Genomic DNA, 13,790 nt, shown 5'->3' with positions numbered 1-13,790 from the left:
CGCGGTGACCACCGTTGACCGGTGGTGTGGACAAGGGCGCAGTGGCAAACCGGCTCATGGTGGCCAACCATTGAAGTTCACGAATGGCGGCACGTAGCTCAGGTTGTCCAGGCACGCGACATCCAGTGACGCCGCATCGGCGGTTTCGATGAACTGACCCAGCAACTTGGGCACGCAGCCGACCGCGGACACGTTGTGGCCCTGGCCTTGCAAGACCAGGGAGCGGCCGTTGGGCAGGTTGGCGGCGACCTGCCCGGCATAGCGGGGTGGGGTGACCGGGTCCAGTTCGCCCGACAGCAGCAGTACCGGCAGCTCGGAGGTGAATGGCTGGTGGAAGTCTGCCGGCGCCTTCCCGTGCGGCCAGACCGAACACGGCGCAAAGAAAGTTTCCGCCACATCGCTGCCGATGATGGTGTCGCTCGATGCCGGGTCGGGACGATAGCGGCCGGCGTCCTCGGCGCACAGTACCGACCACTGCATGCCGCGGGTCATCTGGCCCTGCATCTGCTCGGTGCTCATCTGCACCAGCGACATCAACGGCGCGTAGCGGCCCTGCGCGGCCTCGTCGATCATCAGCGGCAACAGCGAGGCGGTCTGCGGGACGTACGAGAACATGAAAGCCAGTCCGCCCACCGCGTCGGCGGTAACGGTGTCGTGGTGCAGCTCGCCGGTACGCGAGTCGCGGTAATCGACCTCGACGGGACTTTCCTGCAGCCGCGTCATCACCGTGCGCAGCTGCTCGCGCATATCGGTGGGGTAGCGTTCGCGGCAGGCCGGGAGCTGCTGGCACTTCGTCGATTGCAGGGTCAGCGCGTCTTCCAGGGTGCGGGCGAACTCGCCGCCCACCACCAGCGAGTTCGGGGCGACCCCATCCAGCACCACGGTCCGGGTGTGCTCCGGGTAGGTTGCCGCGTACTGCTGGGCGACGCGGGTGCCGTAGGACACGCCGACCAGATTGATCTTCTCGACGCCCAATGCCCCGCGTACCCGGTCCAGGTCGCGCACCGCATCGGTGGTGGTGTAGAAGCGCGGGTCGGCGCGGCCCTGCAGGCCCAAGGCGCATTGAGCGGCGAACGTTTGGATCTGCGCGAGGCTTGGCTCGACGGATGCATCCATTTCCATTGGCTCGCCATCGGCGTCACGGCAATCCAGGGGATTGGAATCGCCGGTGCCACGCTGGTCCACCAGGATGATGCCGCGCTGCTTGGCGACGTCGGCGAGCGCCAACATCACCGTTTGGGCATGTTCGGTTGCGGCCTGGCCCGGGCCGCCGGCGAGGAAGAACACCGGGTCCTGGGCCGCGTTACCACCGTCGGTGGGCAACCAGGCGATATTCAGGCCGATCATGCGGCCGTCGGGCTGTTCCGGGTTCTCGGGCACCTGGAAGGTGCCGCACTGGGCTTCGGTGGTCTTGCCGCCGGTCGCACTGGCCAGTGCGCATGCTTCGAACGCGATATCCCCGAAATAGCGGACGCCCTGCGCGTCGTGAGTGGCCCCGGCCGGTGCGGCGCCATCCACGACCCCGCCACCGGCGGTATCGCGATCGGTGGTTTGGCCGCAGCCGGCCAGGAACGGTGTCATCGCGATTGCGACGAGCAAACAACGGATCGTCATGACTTGCCCCTTTGTCTTCGAAAACCTGACGCGCGTGAACCTGGCGCGCATGAACCTGACGCGGATGTTCGGCGCCGTTCAGGATGACAGACGCAGCCGGCGCGCGAAACCTGACACCCGGGCGAGCCTTATTTGGAGGACACGTACTTCTCGCGCCGGATCTGCCTGATCTCCAGGCCGGACTCTTTCAGTGCCTCGAAGCAGGTATCGACCATGTTCGGATTGCCGCACAGATAGGCCACGTCGGTCGCGGTATCGGGGGCGAACCCGGGCAGGAACTGCTGCACATAACCGTGGCGCACGTCGGCGTGCGCATGCGGCGAGTCGGCCGCCGGCAACTCGCGCGAGAAGCACGGGATGAAACGGAAGTTGTCGGGATGGCGATTGGCGAACGCACGGAACTCATCGCCATACAGGAGCTCGTCGGTATTGCGGGCACCAAACAGCAGCACCACGCGCAGGTCGCGCTCGACAATCGCCTGCTCCAGCAATGGCAGCATCGCCCGGTACGGAGTGACCCCGGTGCCGGTGCCGATCAACAGGTAACGCGGGTTGCTGTCGGTGGGCTGCAGGCAAAAACGGCCGAACGGACCAGTGGCATCAATCGCGTCGCCTTCTTCAAGACCCTCGAACAACGCCGTTGCCGCGCCGCCAGGCACGTAGCTGACGGCAATCTCCACCAGGTTGTCCGGTGTTTTGGACGGGTCCGGGATGGTCGCCAGCGAATAACTGCGCTTGGTCGCAGTGCCATCGGCGTAGTGGAAGTGGACCTGGATGAACTGCCCGGGGATGAAGTCCAGCGGTTGGTCGTCGTCGCGGGCGAACACGTAATGACCGACCTGGGGGGCGATCATGCGGCGGGACACGAGTTTGAGTGAAAAGTGCTGGACTGCCACGAATACAGGGGCCTTGTCTTGGTCGGGGGCAACCGTGTCGGCGGCGCGTGGCAACCGGAACACAGGGTGGCCGGGGCGTGGCCATCAAGCCGCCTATACTACCGTGATCGTCGCCCCGCTTCCCTGCGACGGCCCTGGCAAAGGCTGCAAACCCGATGACTCAAACCCGACCGAGCGCCATGGCTGCGCCCGATGCTCCGGTTCCGACCCTCACCCCGCCGGCCTTGTCGGTGCGAGACCTGCGCAAGACCTACGGCAATACGGTGGAGGCGCTCAAAGGCGTGTCCCTTGATGTCGAGGAGGGCGACTTTTTCGCCTTGCTGGGCCCCAACGGCGCCGGCAAGAGCACCCTGATCGGCATTGTCTCGTCATTGGTCAACCTGACTTCCGGCTCGGTGGAGATCTTCGGGGCCGACCTGGGCCGGCAGCGCGAGCCCGCCATGCGATTGATCGGGCTGGTGCCGCAGGAGATCAACTTCAACCTGTTCGAGCAGCCCCTGGATATCCTGGTGAACTACGCCGGCTTCTATGGCGTGCCGCGCAAGGAGGCGCTGGAGCGCGCCGAGGTCGAACTGCGCCGGGCCCACCTGTGGGGCAAGGCGCAGATGACCAGCCGGACCCTGTCGGGCGGGATGAAGCGCCGGTTGATGATCGCCCGGGCGATGATGACCCGCCCGCGGCTGTTGATCCTGGATGAGCCGACCGCGGGGGTCGATATCGAGATCCGCCGCGGCATGTGGGAGACCTTGCGCGAGATCAACGACGCCGGCACCACCATCATCCTGACCACCCATTACCTGGAGGAGGCCGAAAGCCTGTGCCGCAACCTGGCGATCATCGACCACGGCAGCATCGTCGCCCAGGGCCCGATGCGCAGCCTGTTGGCGCAGCTGGACGTGCAAGGCTTCGTGCTGGATGTCGATGGCGAGTTGCCGTCGTCGCTGCCGGTGATCGACGGCGCAATCATGTTTGCCCGTGACGACCGCACCCTGGACCTGGACATGCCCCGGCAGATGAGCCTCAACCAGGTGTTCTCCGCTTTGGACGGGGCGGGTATCCGGGTACGCTCGATGCGGACCAAGTCCAACCGGCTGGAGGAGCTGTTCGTGCGCCTGGTGGCCCGGCCGGAGCAATCCGCATGAGCCATCCCAACCTGGTCGCCCTGGCCACCATCACCCGTCGTGAGGTCAACCGCATCCTGCGTATCTGGGCCCAGACCCTGGTGCCGCCGGCGATCACCATGACCTTGTACTTCCTGATTTTCGGCGGCCTGATCGGCTCGCGGATCGGGACCATGGACGGCATCGGCTACATGGATTTCATCGTCCCCGGGCTGGTGATGATGAGCGTGATCCAGAACAGCTACGGCAACATCGCCTCCAGCTTTTTCGGCGCCAAGTTCAGTCGCTTCGTCGAGGAGTTGCTGGTCAGTCCGATGCCCAACTGGGTGATCCTGGGCGGCTACGTCATCGGCGCGGTGACCCGTGGCGTGGCGGTCGGGGTGATCGTGCTGCTGATTGCCACCTTCTTTACCGACGTCCACATCCCGCATCCGCTGGTGACCCTGACCACGGTGTTGCTTGGCGCGACGATCTTCTCACTGGCGGGCTTCATCAACGCGGTGTTTGCGACCAAGTTCGACGATGTGGCGATCGTACCGACCTTCATCTTGACGCCGTTGACCTACCTGGGCGGCGTGTTCTATTCGGTCAAGCTGCTACCCGGCTGGGCCGAGACGATGACCCACGCCAACCCGATCTTCTACATGGTCAACGCATTCCGCTACGGCCTGCTGGGGGTGAGTGACGTGCCGCTGTGGGTCGCCTACGCGTTGATGATCGGCTTCGTGGTGGCGCTGACGGCGTTGGCGTTGTGGTTGCTCAAGCGCGGGGTTGGCCTGCGCAGTTGAGCTGGCGGAAGCCGGATCAGTCCGGCGTCGGCAATCCAAAGAACGCGCGCGCGGTCGCGGTGCTGTTGGCCGCCGTCACCGAGGCCTCCTCATCGCGGTCGCGCGCCAGCTCCTCGACGATATGGGCCAGATACATCGGCTCGTTGCGGCGGTGGTTGGGCGCGGGTTTGACCGTGCGTGGCAGCAGGTAGGGGGCGTCGGTCTCGATCATCAGGCGGTTGGCCGGGATGTTCTTCACCAGCTCGCGCAGGTGCAGGCCGCGGCGCTCGTCGCACAGCCAGCCAGTGATGCCGATGTGCCAGTCACGGTCCAGGCAATCAAACAGTTCCTGTTTGCTGCCGGTGAAGCAGTGCACCACGGCCGCACCCAGTTGGCCGTCGAACTCGGCCATCACTCCCAGGAAGTCGGCATGGGCATCGCGCTGATGCAGGAACAGCGGTTTGCGCCCGGTCGCGGAGTCGCCGCTGTCGACGGCGATCTGCAACTGCATCTGGAACGCGCGCCGCTGCGCCGGGCGTGGGGAGAAATCGCGGAAGTAGTCCAGGCCGCACTCACCGACCGCGACCACTTCCGGCTGCGCCTGCAGTGCGCGCATTTCGGCATCGCATTCGGTGGTGTATTCGCTGGCGTGATGAGGGTGCACGCCGGCGGTCGCGAACAGCTCACCCGGATGCGCACGGGCCAGCGCCAGCGCCTGCGGCGAATGCTCGTGGCTGGCGCCGGTGACGATCATCTGCACGACGCCGGCATCGCGCGAGCGCTGCATCATCGCGTCGCGGTCGTGGTCGAAGGAGTCGTGGGTGAGGTTGGCGCCGATATCGATCAGGTTCATGGCGACAGTCTAGGTGGCGGGGGTACCGGGCGCGAACGCCCTTGTGTGCGAATGTCCCCCGGCACCGATGAAGCCGATGCCTCCTCCTTTACTTCACACCCAAGGGCATTCACCCCCGTCGCTACAGTGTGGCGGGGATATCGTCCAAGCAATCTCAACGCACGCCCCATATCCTTGTGCCCAGATGAGCCGCGCCGAATTCCCCATCGATGTCCTGTTGCCGCAGATCCGCGACAGCCTTGCCACGCACTCCCGGCTGGTGCTTGAGGCGCCGCCGGGCGCGGGCAAGACCACCCGGGTGCCGCTGGCGTTGCTGGATGCGCCGTGGCTGCAGGGCAGGCGGATCATCATGTTGGAGCCGCGCCGGGTGGCGGCGCGTGCGGCGGCGCGGTTCATGGCCAGCCAGCGGGGCGAGGCGGTGGGCGAGACGGTCGGCTACCGGATCCGCTTCGACAACCAGGTCTCGGCCCGGACCCGGGTCGAGGTGGTTACCGAAGGCATCCTGACCCGGATGATCCAGGACGATCCGACCCTGGACGGGGTCGGCGCGGTGATCTTCGACGAGTTCCACGAGCGCCACCTCGCCGCCGATCTCGGCCTGGCACTGGCGCTGGATGTGCAGTCGGCGCTGCGCGGGGACCTGCGGATCGTGGTGATGTCGGCGACCCTGGACGGCGCGCGACTGGCGCAGTTCCTTGATGCGCCGCGGCTGAGCAGCCAGGGCCGCAGCTACCCGGTGCAGCTCCACCACTTCCCCGCGCGGCGTGACGAAAAGATCGAACACCAGGTCACTCGCGCGGTAACGGATGCCTTGGCGGACCATCCCGGGGATGTGCTGGTGTTCCTGCCCGGGCAGCAGGAGATCAACCGCGTTGAGCGGTTGCTGGGCGGGCGCAATGGTGATGCACAAGGCGCGTCCGGACTCGTGGCAATGCCGCCGCGCGTGGACATTCTGACGCTGCATGGCGCGTTGTCGGTGGAGCAGCAATCGCGGGTACTGCAGCCCGATCCCGACGGTCGCCGCCGGGTCGTGCTGGCCACCAACGTCGCCGAGTCCAGCGTCACCCTGCCCGGGGTGCGCGTGGTGATCGACACCGGCCTGGCCCGCGAGCCGCGCTTCGACCCCAACAGCGGCTTCTCCCGGCTCGACATCGTCCACATCGCCCAGGCCTCGGCGGACCAGCGCGCCGGTCGTGCCGGACGGGTGGCCGATGGCTGGGCTTACCGCCTGTGGCCGCAATCGCAACGACTGGAGCCGCAGCGCCGGGCGGAAATCACCCAGGTCGAACTGGCCGGTCTTGCGCTGGAATTGGCGGCCTGGGGCGATCCGGAGCTGCGTTTCATCGATCCACCCCCACCGGGCGCGATGGCGTCGGCGCAAGAGCTGTTGCAGCGCTTGGGCGCGCTCGACGAGACGAGCATCACCGCGCTGGGCCGTCGCATGCTGGGCCTGGGCACCCACCCACGGCTGGCGGCGATGTTGCTGGCCTGCGAGGATCCGGTCGAGTGCGCGCTGGCGTGTGACCTTGCCGCGCTGATCGAGGCGCGCGACCCGTTGCGAAGCCGCAGCGATGCGCTGGCCGCACGTTGGCAGGCGCTGGCCAGCTTCCGCAACGGTCGCGTCCCGGCCGAGGCGTCGCGCGGCGCGCTGGTGGCAATCGACCAGGCGGCCGCGCAGTGGTGCCGACGCTTGCGGGTTCGCGCGAGGCCTCCGGCGGATGCCGCTGCCCACCGTCTCGGCGACCTGCTCGCGCATGCCTTCCCGGACCGGATCGCCCATCAGCACCGCAGTGATCCGTTGCGCTACCAGCTCGCCAATGGCCGCAGTGCCCGGTTGTTTGATGACAGCGCGGTGTTTGGCGAGCCGTGGCTGCTGGTCAGCGAGTTGCGTGATGACCCGCGCGATGCGCGAATCCTGCGCGCCGCACCCCTGGACCCGGTACGGCTTGAACGCGATTGGCCGCAGCGCTTCATCAGCCGGGACCGGGTGTTCTGGGACGCGGATGCGCGGCGCATCGCGGCGGTGCGCGAGCGACACTTCGACCGCATCGTGCTGGACAGCCAGTCGCTGCCGAACCCGGATCGCTCGCGTTATGCCGAGGCCCTGATCGACGCGGTGCGGCAACTCGGCCTGGTGGCGTTGCCGTGGAGCGACGGCCTGCAGCAGTGGCGGGCGCGGGTGCGTTGCCTGGCGGTCTGGCGACCGGATCCATCACTGCCGGAGTTGGCGGACGAGGTGTTACTGCCCAGCCTGGAGAGCTGGTTGAAACCGGCATTGGCGGGCAAGAGCCGGCTGGATGCGGTGAGCGAGGCCGAACTGGCCGAAGCACTGAAGTCGGGCGTGTCCTGGCCGACGCGGCAGGCGATCGACACCTTGGCGCCGACCCGGATCGCGGTGCCCTCAGGGCTGGAACGCAGGATCGAGTATGGCTTCGACGATGCGGCCGATGTCCCCCTTGCGCCGGTACTGGCGGTCAAGTTGCAGGAACTGTTCGGGCTGGCCGACACCCCGCGAATCGCCGACGGACGGGTGCCGCTGACCTTGCACCTGCTGTCGCCGGGTGGTCGCCCGTTGCAGGTCACCAGCGACCTGCGCGGGTTCTGGGAACGCACCTATCCGGAGGTCCGCAAGGAGATGAAGGGCCGTTACCCCAAGCATCCCTGGCCTGAAGACCCGTGGACGGCCACGGCGACCCATCGTGCCAAGCCACGCGGCACCTGAACCGACGCGGGCATTGGTGCACCGGTCTCACGCCGCATCAACGGCGATCTGTCGACACTGGGGTCCGACCTCTATATCGCGGATACCGCAATGAGCAGATTCGACCACCTCCCAGATCGCGCATTGGACTTGGCCAGCCAGGTCGGCGACCGCATCCGGCATGCCATCCCGACCACCGCAAAGCAACTGCGCAACGGCGGCCTGCTGGAGGCCGGTGTGGCCTTGGGTGCACTCAAGACCGGTGGGCGTGTGGCCACGACTTTCATCCGCCGCAACCCGGCGGTGGCGGTTGCCGCCGCGGCTGGCGCCGGACTGTTGTGGTATGCCGCACGCCGTCGGGCCAGGCGGGCGGAAAACGCAGCGATCGAGGGCAAGGCGACACGGGTGGAGACGCGGCGAGTCAAGCGTCCTGCGCGCAAGACCCCGGTGCGCAAGCGCAGTGCGGTGGCAACCACTGCCCGTTCGGATTAATCGATTCCGTCCCGGCTGAACCGGGCGCACTGGACCAGCGTTCCAAATCAGGCGGGCGCAGGCGCTTCCTCTACATCGCAACCCGTCGTCGACGCCGCCTCCGGCAACTCGATCACGAACATCGCGCCACCATCCTCGCGATCTTCGTACCACAGCTGCCCACCGGCGTTGATGACGATCTGTTTGGCCAGTGATAGTCCCAGCCCGCTGGAATTCCCGTCATCGGGCTGATCCAGTCGGTTGAACGGCTTGAACAATTCGCGCTGCCGCGACTTGGAGATGCCCGGTCCACGGTCCGCCGCGACCAGTTGCCAGAACCCCGGTGCACCCGCACGCCCCGCCAGCACGAACTCGGTACCGGGTGCGTACTTCATCGCGTTGGTCACCAGGTTCTCGCCAAGCTGGCGTAACACCCGCTCGTCGATGGCAACGTTGGCATCGCCCGCCGGTAGCAACAGCTGCAACTGGCAGCCGTGCGCCTCAAGCTGGACTGCGTAGCGCTGCTCGAGCCATTCCAGGGTTGCGCCCAGGCTGGCGCAGGCGTGTGGGTCGGCTTCGCCAGTCGCCCTCGGACCGGTTTCCAGGTAGTGGCGGATATAGCCCAGCGCGTCATTGGCGCTCTCGTGGATCATCTGCAGATAGCGGGGAATACGTTCCTGCCTGCAGCCGTCCTGAATCAGGATTTCGCTGGCGAACAATACGCTCGACAGCGGGTTCTTCAGGTCATGCGCAACCAGGTTGACCAGCTCCTGGCGCTCCTGGGCGACCCGTTCCAGGCGGTCGCGGGCCAGCTTCAGGCCGACGTGGGCATTGACGCGCGCCAGCAGCTCTTCGGGCAGGAAGGGCTTGGTCACGTAATCGACAACGCCGGCCTCGAATGCGCGCAGCAGCAGGTCGCGGTCGTGGGCGACAGTGACGAACACCACCGGCACCTGAAGTCTCGGCTCCTGCTCCCGCAGCGCGGCCAGCACCTCGAAGCCGTCCATGCCGGGCATCATCATGTCCAGCAGGATCAGGTCCGGTGCCGCGGCGGCACAGCACGCCAGCGCGTCCTCGCCATTGGTGGCGGTCACCACGTGATAGCCCTGTCGCGTCAGCAAGACACTGACTATCTTCAAGTTGGCTGGCTGGTCATCAACGACCAGGATGCTGCCAACGGTGGTGACTACAGGCATGTTGAATCCGTCAAGAGGGTTTCATCCCGTTGCGCGGCGTGCGAAGAAGCTGAACGTAGATGAAACGTTAGCAGAAAAGACCTGCGAGGCGGCGCGATATCGCTCCCAGCGGAAGGGCTGCCGGCAGTAACGCTGAACCGTTCAGTCAGTGGCCCCTGGCACTGGCCTCACAATTCGCGCCACTCACCGGGAGCCAACGTATCCAGCCGATAGGCGCCGACGGCCACCCGCACCAGACGCAGCGTGGGAAGCCCGACGGCGGCGGTCATGCGACGGACCTGGCGGTTGCGGCCTTCGCGGATCGCCAGCTCCAGCCACGCGTCGGGAACGCTCTTGCGAAACCGCACCGGGGGATTGCGTGGCCACAATGCCGGCGGTGCGATCATTCGAGCGCGGGCCGGCAACGTCGGGCCATCCTTCAGCTCGACACCGGTGCGCAGCGCGGCCAGCTGCGTCGGCTTTGGATCGCCCTCCACCTGCGCCCAGTACGTCTTGTCCTGCTTGTGGCGCGGGTCGGTCAGCCGGTGCGCCAGCTTGCCGTCGTCGGTCAGCAGCAACAGTCCTTCGCTGTCGAAGTCCAGCCGGCCGGCCGCATACACACCGGATGGCAGGCCGAAGCCGGCCAGCGTCGGTCGTGGTGGTTCGGCGTTCGCACGTCCGTGTGCGGCATCGGTGAACTGGCACAGCACGCCGTAGGGTTTGTTGAACGCAATCAGCATGGTGTCGGTACCGACGACGGCACGCGATACGCCGCCTGGCAGCGGCGGGTCGGCGACGTGATCAGTCGGGCTTGCTGAAACGCAGGGTCATGCGGTCGCTCTCGCCGATTGCGGCGTACTTGGCGGCGTCGGCATCGTCGTGGTTGTTGCCTGGCGGCAGCGTCCAGACCCCGTTCGGGTGGTCCTTGGTGTCGAGGGGGTTGGCGTTGACCTCGCTGCTGGCGTCGAGCACGAAACCGGCGGCCTCGGCCATCGCGATCACCTGGGCCTGGCCGACATAGCCGGTCTTGTCGTCGTCGGCGACATCCGCGGCGGCGCGATGCTCGGCCACACCGAGGGTGCCACCGGGCTTCAACACCGCGAAGAAACCGTCGAACATGCCCTGGGCCTGACCGCTGGAGCGCCAGTTGTGGACATTGCGGAAGGTGAGCACGAGATCGGCCGAGCCGGCCGGGCCGAACACCGGCGCGGCCGGGTCGTAGGCCACCACCTCGGCGTGGTCGAACTGCGCCGGAGCGCCGGCAAACTTCGCCTCGATTCCATCCCTGGTGCGTTGCTGATAATCGCGACCATTGCCGGCGGGCAGGGCCGCGGGATTGACCACAGCGGCAATGTACTGGCCACCGTCGCGCAGGTAGGGTGCCAGGATCTCGGCATACCAGCCGCCGCCGGGGACGATTTCCACCACGGTCTGGTCCGGTTGCAGGCCGAAGAAGCCGAGCGTCTGGGCGGGGTGCCGGTACTGGTCGCGCGCCGCGTTGGCGGGGTCGCGCCAATCACCGGCAATGACGGCGTCGAGCGTGGTGGCCGCGGTTTCACTGGCCGGAACGTCGGCGACGGTGCTATCCGCCGGTGCGACCGCGTCTGTGGAGCCGCCAGTGAAATTGGCGTTGCAGGCGGTGAGCAGGCCCGGCAGCAAGGCAGCAAGCAAAAGACGTTTCATGCGGAAATCCTTCTATCCAGCGAAGGCGCCAGCGTAGCGCAAGCGGCTCGCCAAGCCGATAGTCAGGTCGGGCGGATAAACGGCCGGGTTGTCGCGGCCGGACAAAGCAGCAGGCCCGGACTGCCGGGCCTGCTGGTACTGCGCTCCCGCGAGTCGGGATCAATCAGCGGACAGTGACGCCAGCGTGGTGTTGAAGGTCGCGCTCGGCCGCATCACCTGGTCCAGCAGCGCCAGGTCGGGGTGGTAATAGCCACCGATGTCGACCGGCTGGCCCTGGACCCGGTTGAGTTCGCCGATGATTTTTGCCTCGTTGTCGGTCAAGGCTTTGGCCAGCGGGGCGAACTTCGCCTTCAAGCCGGCGTCGACGTCCTGCGCGGCCAGTGCCTGCGCCCAATACATCGCCAGGTAGAAATGGCTGCCACGGTTGTCGATCTCGCCAACCTTGCGCGAGGGTGACTTGTTGTTGTCCAGGAAGGTGCCCGTCGCCGTGTCCAGGGTGTCGGCCAGCACCTGGGCGGAGGCGTTGCCGGTGGTCGTGGCCAGGTGCTCCAGCGACGCCGCCAAGGCCAGGAACTCGCCCAGCGAATCCCAACGCAGGTGGTTTTCCTGCACCAGCTGCTGCACATGCTTGGGCGCCGATCCACCGGCGCCGGTCTCGAACAGGCCACCGCCGGCCATCAGCGGCACGATCGACAGCATCTTGGCGCTGGTGCCCAGCTCCATGATCGGGAACAGGTCGGTCAGGTAGTCGCGCAACACGTTGCCGGTTACCGAGATGGTGTCCTCGCCCTTGCGAATCCGATCCAGCGAGAACTGCGTGGCCTCCACCGGCGCCAGGATGCGGATGTCCAGCCCTTCGGTGTCGTGGTCCTTCAGGTACTGCTCGACCTTGGCGATCACCTCGGTGTCGTGGCCGCGTTGCGGGTCCAGCCAGAACACCGCCGGCGTGTGGCTCAGACGCGCACGGCTGACCGCCAACTTCACCCAATCCTGGATCGGTGCGTCACGGGTCTGGCACATGCGCCAGATGTCGCCGGCCTGCACGGCATGTTCGAGCAGGATCTTGCCGGTCCCGTCGACCACGTGCACCGAGCCATCGGCGGGCACCTGGAAGGTCTTGTCGTGCGAGCCGTATTCTTCGGCCTTCTGCGCCATCAGCCCGACATTGGGCACGCTGCCCATCGTCGCCGGGTCGAACGCGCCATGGGCCTTGCAGTCGTCGATCACGGTTTGATAGACGCTCGCGTAGCTGCGGTCGGGGATCACCGCTTTGGTGTCCTGCAGCTCGCCGGCCGCGTTCCACATCTTGCCGGAGTCGCGGATCATCGCCGGCATCGAGGCGTCGACGATCACGTCGCTGGGCACGTGCAGGTTGGTGATGCCCTTGTCGGAGTTGACCATCGCCAGACTGGGGCGCTGAACGTCCCCCAAGGGGACTTCCTTCGGGGCGTATAGCGCATCGATGTCGGCCTTGATCGCGGCCTGCTGGTCTTCCGGCAAACCGCCCAGGCGCGCGTACAGGTCGCCGATGCCGTTGTCGGGATTGAAGCCGATGTCCTTCAGCGCGGCGGCATGTTTTTCCAGTACCGGCTGGTAGAACTCGCGGACCACCACGCCGAAGATGATCGGGTCGGAGACCTTCATCATGGTCGCCTTCAGGTGCAGCGAAAACAGCACGTTGTTGGCCTTGGCATCCTCGATCTGGGCATCGGTGAAGCCCGCCAACGCCTGCCGGCTCATGGTTGCCGCATCGATGATTTCCCCGGCCAGCACCGCGGTGCTTTCCTTGAGCACGGTGGTGACGCCGTTGTTGCCAATCAGCTCGATCCGGACCGCACCGTCGTGGCCGATCACCACCGAGCGCTCGCTACCGTAGAAATCGCCGCTTTCCATGTGCGCGACATGCGACTTGCTGTCCGCGCTCCACGCGCCCATCCGGTGCGGGTGCTTGCGCACAAAGTTCTTCACCGACAGCGGCGCGCGCCGGTCGGAGTTGCCCTCGCGCAACACCGGATTGACCGCGCTGCCCTTGACCCGGTTGTAGCGGGCCCGGATGTCGCGCTCCTCGTCGTTGGCCGGGGCGCTGGGATACTCCGGCAACGGGTAGCCGCGTTGCTGCAACTCCGCGATCGCGGCCTGCAACTGCGGCTCCGAAGCGCTGATGTTGGGCAGCTTGATGATGTTGGCCTCCGGCGTGGTGGCCATGGCGCCCAACTCACCGAGGTCGTCGCTGACCTTGCGCTCGCCGAGCAGCTCCGGGAACTGGGCCAGGATCCGCGCCGCCAATGAGATGTCCCGGGTCTCCACGCCGATGCCGGCGGTACCGGTGAACGCCTGGACGATCGGCAGCAGCGACTGCGTGGCCAGCAGCGGCGCTTCGTCGGTAAGGGTGTAGATGATCTTGGGCATGTTGGTCTCGCGTGCGGAATGGGGGCGACGGGGTAGGTCGGGTTTCAACCCGACACCGCCGGCGCGGACCCGACGGTGCCCGTGGCACCCCCGGGTCGGG

11 protein-coding genes are annotated in these 13,790 nt (G+C 66.6%); 4 read left to right on the top strand and 7 right to left on the bottom strand.

What is annotated here, in order from left to right:
* Positions 1-54 precede the first annotated feature (54 nt).
* Together ACW7G1_RS00780 and ACW7G1_RS00775 are read right to left on the bottom strand one after the other, a co-directional pair.
* Positions 55-1,614, bottom strand: a complete 1,560-nt coding sequence (locus tag ACW7G1_RS00780; RefSeq protein WP_456977868.1) for an alpha/beta hydrolase — start codon at positions 1,612-1,614, stop codon at positions 55-57.
* A gap of 128 nt (positions 1,615-1,742) precedes the next feature.
* The gene (locus tag ACW7G1_RS00775) at positions 1,743-2,468 is read right to left on the bottom strand and encodes a ferredoxin--NADP reductase (protein ID WP_456978798.1); all 726 of its coding nucleotides are present in this window, start codon (positions 2,466-2,468) and stop codon (positions 1,743-1,745) included.
* Between the two features lie 221 nt (positions 2,469-2,689).
* On the opposite strand from ACW7G1_RS00775, the gene ACW7G1_RS00770 reads away from it, so the two are divergent.
* Together ACW7G1_RS00770 and ACW7G1_RS00765 are read left to right on the top strand one after the other, a co-directional pair.
* A complete protein-coding gene (locus tag ACW7G1_RS00770) occupies positions 2,690-3,652 on the top strand; it encodes an ABC transporter ATP-binding protein (RefSeq protein ID WP_456977867.1) in 963 nt (320 codons plus the stop codon).
* Entirely contained in the window at positions 3,649-4,419 is a 771-nt protein-coding gene (locus ACW7G1_RS00765; RefSeq protein ID WP_456977866.1) for an ABC transporter permease, read from the top strand. The genes ACW7G1_RS00770 and ACW7G1_RS00765 overlap by 4 nt, the downstream gene beginning before the upstream one ends.
* A gap of 16 nt (positions 4,420-4,435) precedes the next feature.
* On the opposite strand, the gene ACW7G1_RS00760 is transcribed toward ACW7G1_RS00765, so the two are convergent.
* Positions 4,436-5,251 (bottom strand): TatD family hydrolase, encoded by an 816-nt coding sequence (locus ACW7G1_RS00760; protein ID WP_456977865.1) that lies wholly within the window; start codon positions 5,249-5,251, stop codon positions 4,436-4,438.
* A 184-nt stretch (positions 5,252-5,435) separates the two neighbouring features.
* Between ACW7G1_RS00760 and hrpB the strand changes: the two genes are divergently transcribed.
* On the top strand, positions 5,436-7,973 hold the full coding sequence (hrpB, locus tag ACW7G1_RS00755) for an ATP-dependent helicase HrpB (protein ID WP_456977864.1): 2,538 nt from the start codon (positions 5,436-5,438) through the stop codon (positions 7,971-7,973).
* Positions 7,974-8,063: 90 nt separating this feature from the next.
* Positions 8,064-8,444 (top strand): hypothetical protein, encoded by a 381-nt coding sequence (locus tag ACW7G1_RS00750; RefSeq protein ID WP_456977862.1) that lies wholly within the window; start codon positions 8,064-8,066, stop codon positions 8,442-8,444.
* A 47-nt stretch (positions 8,445-8,491) separates the two neighbouring features.
* On the opposite strand, the gene ACW7G1_RS00745 is transcribed toward ACW7G1_RS00750, so the two are convergent.
* The 4 genes from ACW7G1_RS00745 to ACW7G1_RS00730 form a co-directional block, all read right to left on the bottom strand.
* Positions 8,492-9,619 (bottom strand): hybrid sensor histidine kinase/response regulator, encoded by a 1,128-nt coding sequence (locus ACW7G1_RS00745; RefSeq protein ID WP_456977861.1) that lies wholly within the window; start codon positions 9,617-9,619, stop codon positions 8,492-8,494.
* Between the two features lie 167 nt (positions 9,620-9,786).
* Positions 9,787-10,338, bottom strand: coding sequence for a pseudouridine synthase (locus ACW7G1_RS00740; protein WP_456977860.1), 552 nt, complete (start codon positions 10,336-10,338; stop codon positions 9,787-9,789).
* Positions 10,339-10,399: 61 nt separating this feature from the next.
* A complete protein-coding gene (locus tag ACW7G1_RS00735; protein ID WP_456977859.1) occupies positions 10,400-11,281 on the bottom strand; it encodes a class I SAM-dependent methyltransferase in 882 nt (293 codons plus the stop codon).
* Between the two features lie 159 nt (positions 11,282-11,440).
* A complete protein-coding gene (locus tag ACW7G1_RS00730; protein WP_456977858.1) occupies positions 11,441-13,690 on the bottom strand; it encodes an NADP-dependent isocitrate dehydrogenase in 2,250 nt (749 codons plus the stop codon).
* Between the last annotated feature and the right edge of the window lie 100 nt (positions 13,691-13,790).

This window comes from Lysobacter sp. A378 (assembly GCF_054052125.1).
The sequence above is the reverse complement of the archived record's forward strand: the minus strand, read 5'-3'. Positions and strand labels throughout refer to the sequence as shown.

Bases quoted from the DNA above. Each gene is read 5' to 3' on its own strand.
- ACW7G1_RS00780 (WP_456977868.1), bottom strand. From the start codon at position 1,614: ATGACGATCCGTTGTTTGCTCGTCGCAATCGCGATGACACCGTTCCTG.
- ACW7G1_RS00775 (WP_456978798.1), bottom strand. From the start codon at position 2,468: ATGATCGCCCCCCAGGTCGGTCATTACGTGTTCGCCCGCGACGACGAC.
- ACW7G1_RS00770 (WP_456977867.1), top strand. From the start codon at position 2,690: ATGGCTGCGCCCGATGCTCCGGTTCCGACCCTCACCCCGCCGGCCTTG.
- ACW7G1_RS00765 (WP_456977866.1), top strand. From the start codon at position 3,649: ATGAGCCATCCCAACCTGGTCGCCCTGGCCACCATCACCCGTCGTGAG.
- ACW7G1_RS00760 (WP_456977865.1), bottom strand. From the start codon at position 5,251: ATGAACCTGATCGATATCGGCGCCAACCTCACCCACGACTCCTTCGAC.
- hrpB (WP_456977864.1), top strand. From the start codon at position 5,436: ATGAGCCGCGCCGAATTCCCCATCGATGTCCTGTTGCCGCAGATCCGC.
- ACW7G1_RS00750 (WP_456977862.1), top strand. From the start codon at position 8,064: ATGAGCAGATTCGACCACCTCCCAGATCGCGCATTGGACTTGGCCAGC.
- ACW7G1_RS00745 (WP_456977861.1), bottom strand. From the start codon at position 9,619: ATGCCTGTAGTCACCACCGTTGGCAGCATCCTGGTCGTTGATGACCAG.
- ACW7G1_RS00740 (WP_456977860.1), bottom strand. From the start codon at position 10,338: ATGCTGATTGCGTTCAACAAACCCTACGGCGTGCTGTGCCAGTTCACC.
- ACW7G1_RS00735 (WP_456977859.1), bottom strand. From the start codon at position 11,281: ATGAAACGTCTTTTGCTTGCTGCCTTGCTGCCGGGCCTGCTCACCGCC.
- ACW7G1_RS00730 (WP_456977858.1), bottom strand. From the start codon at position 13,690: ATGCCCAAGATCATCTACACCCTTACCGACGAAGCGCCGCTGCTGGCC.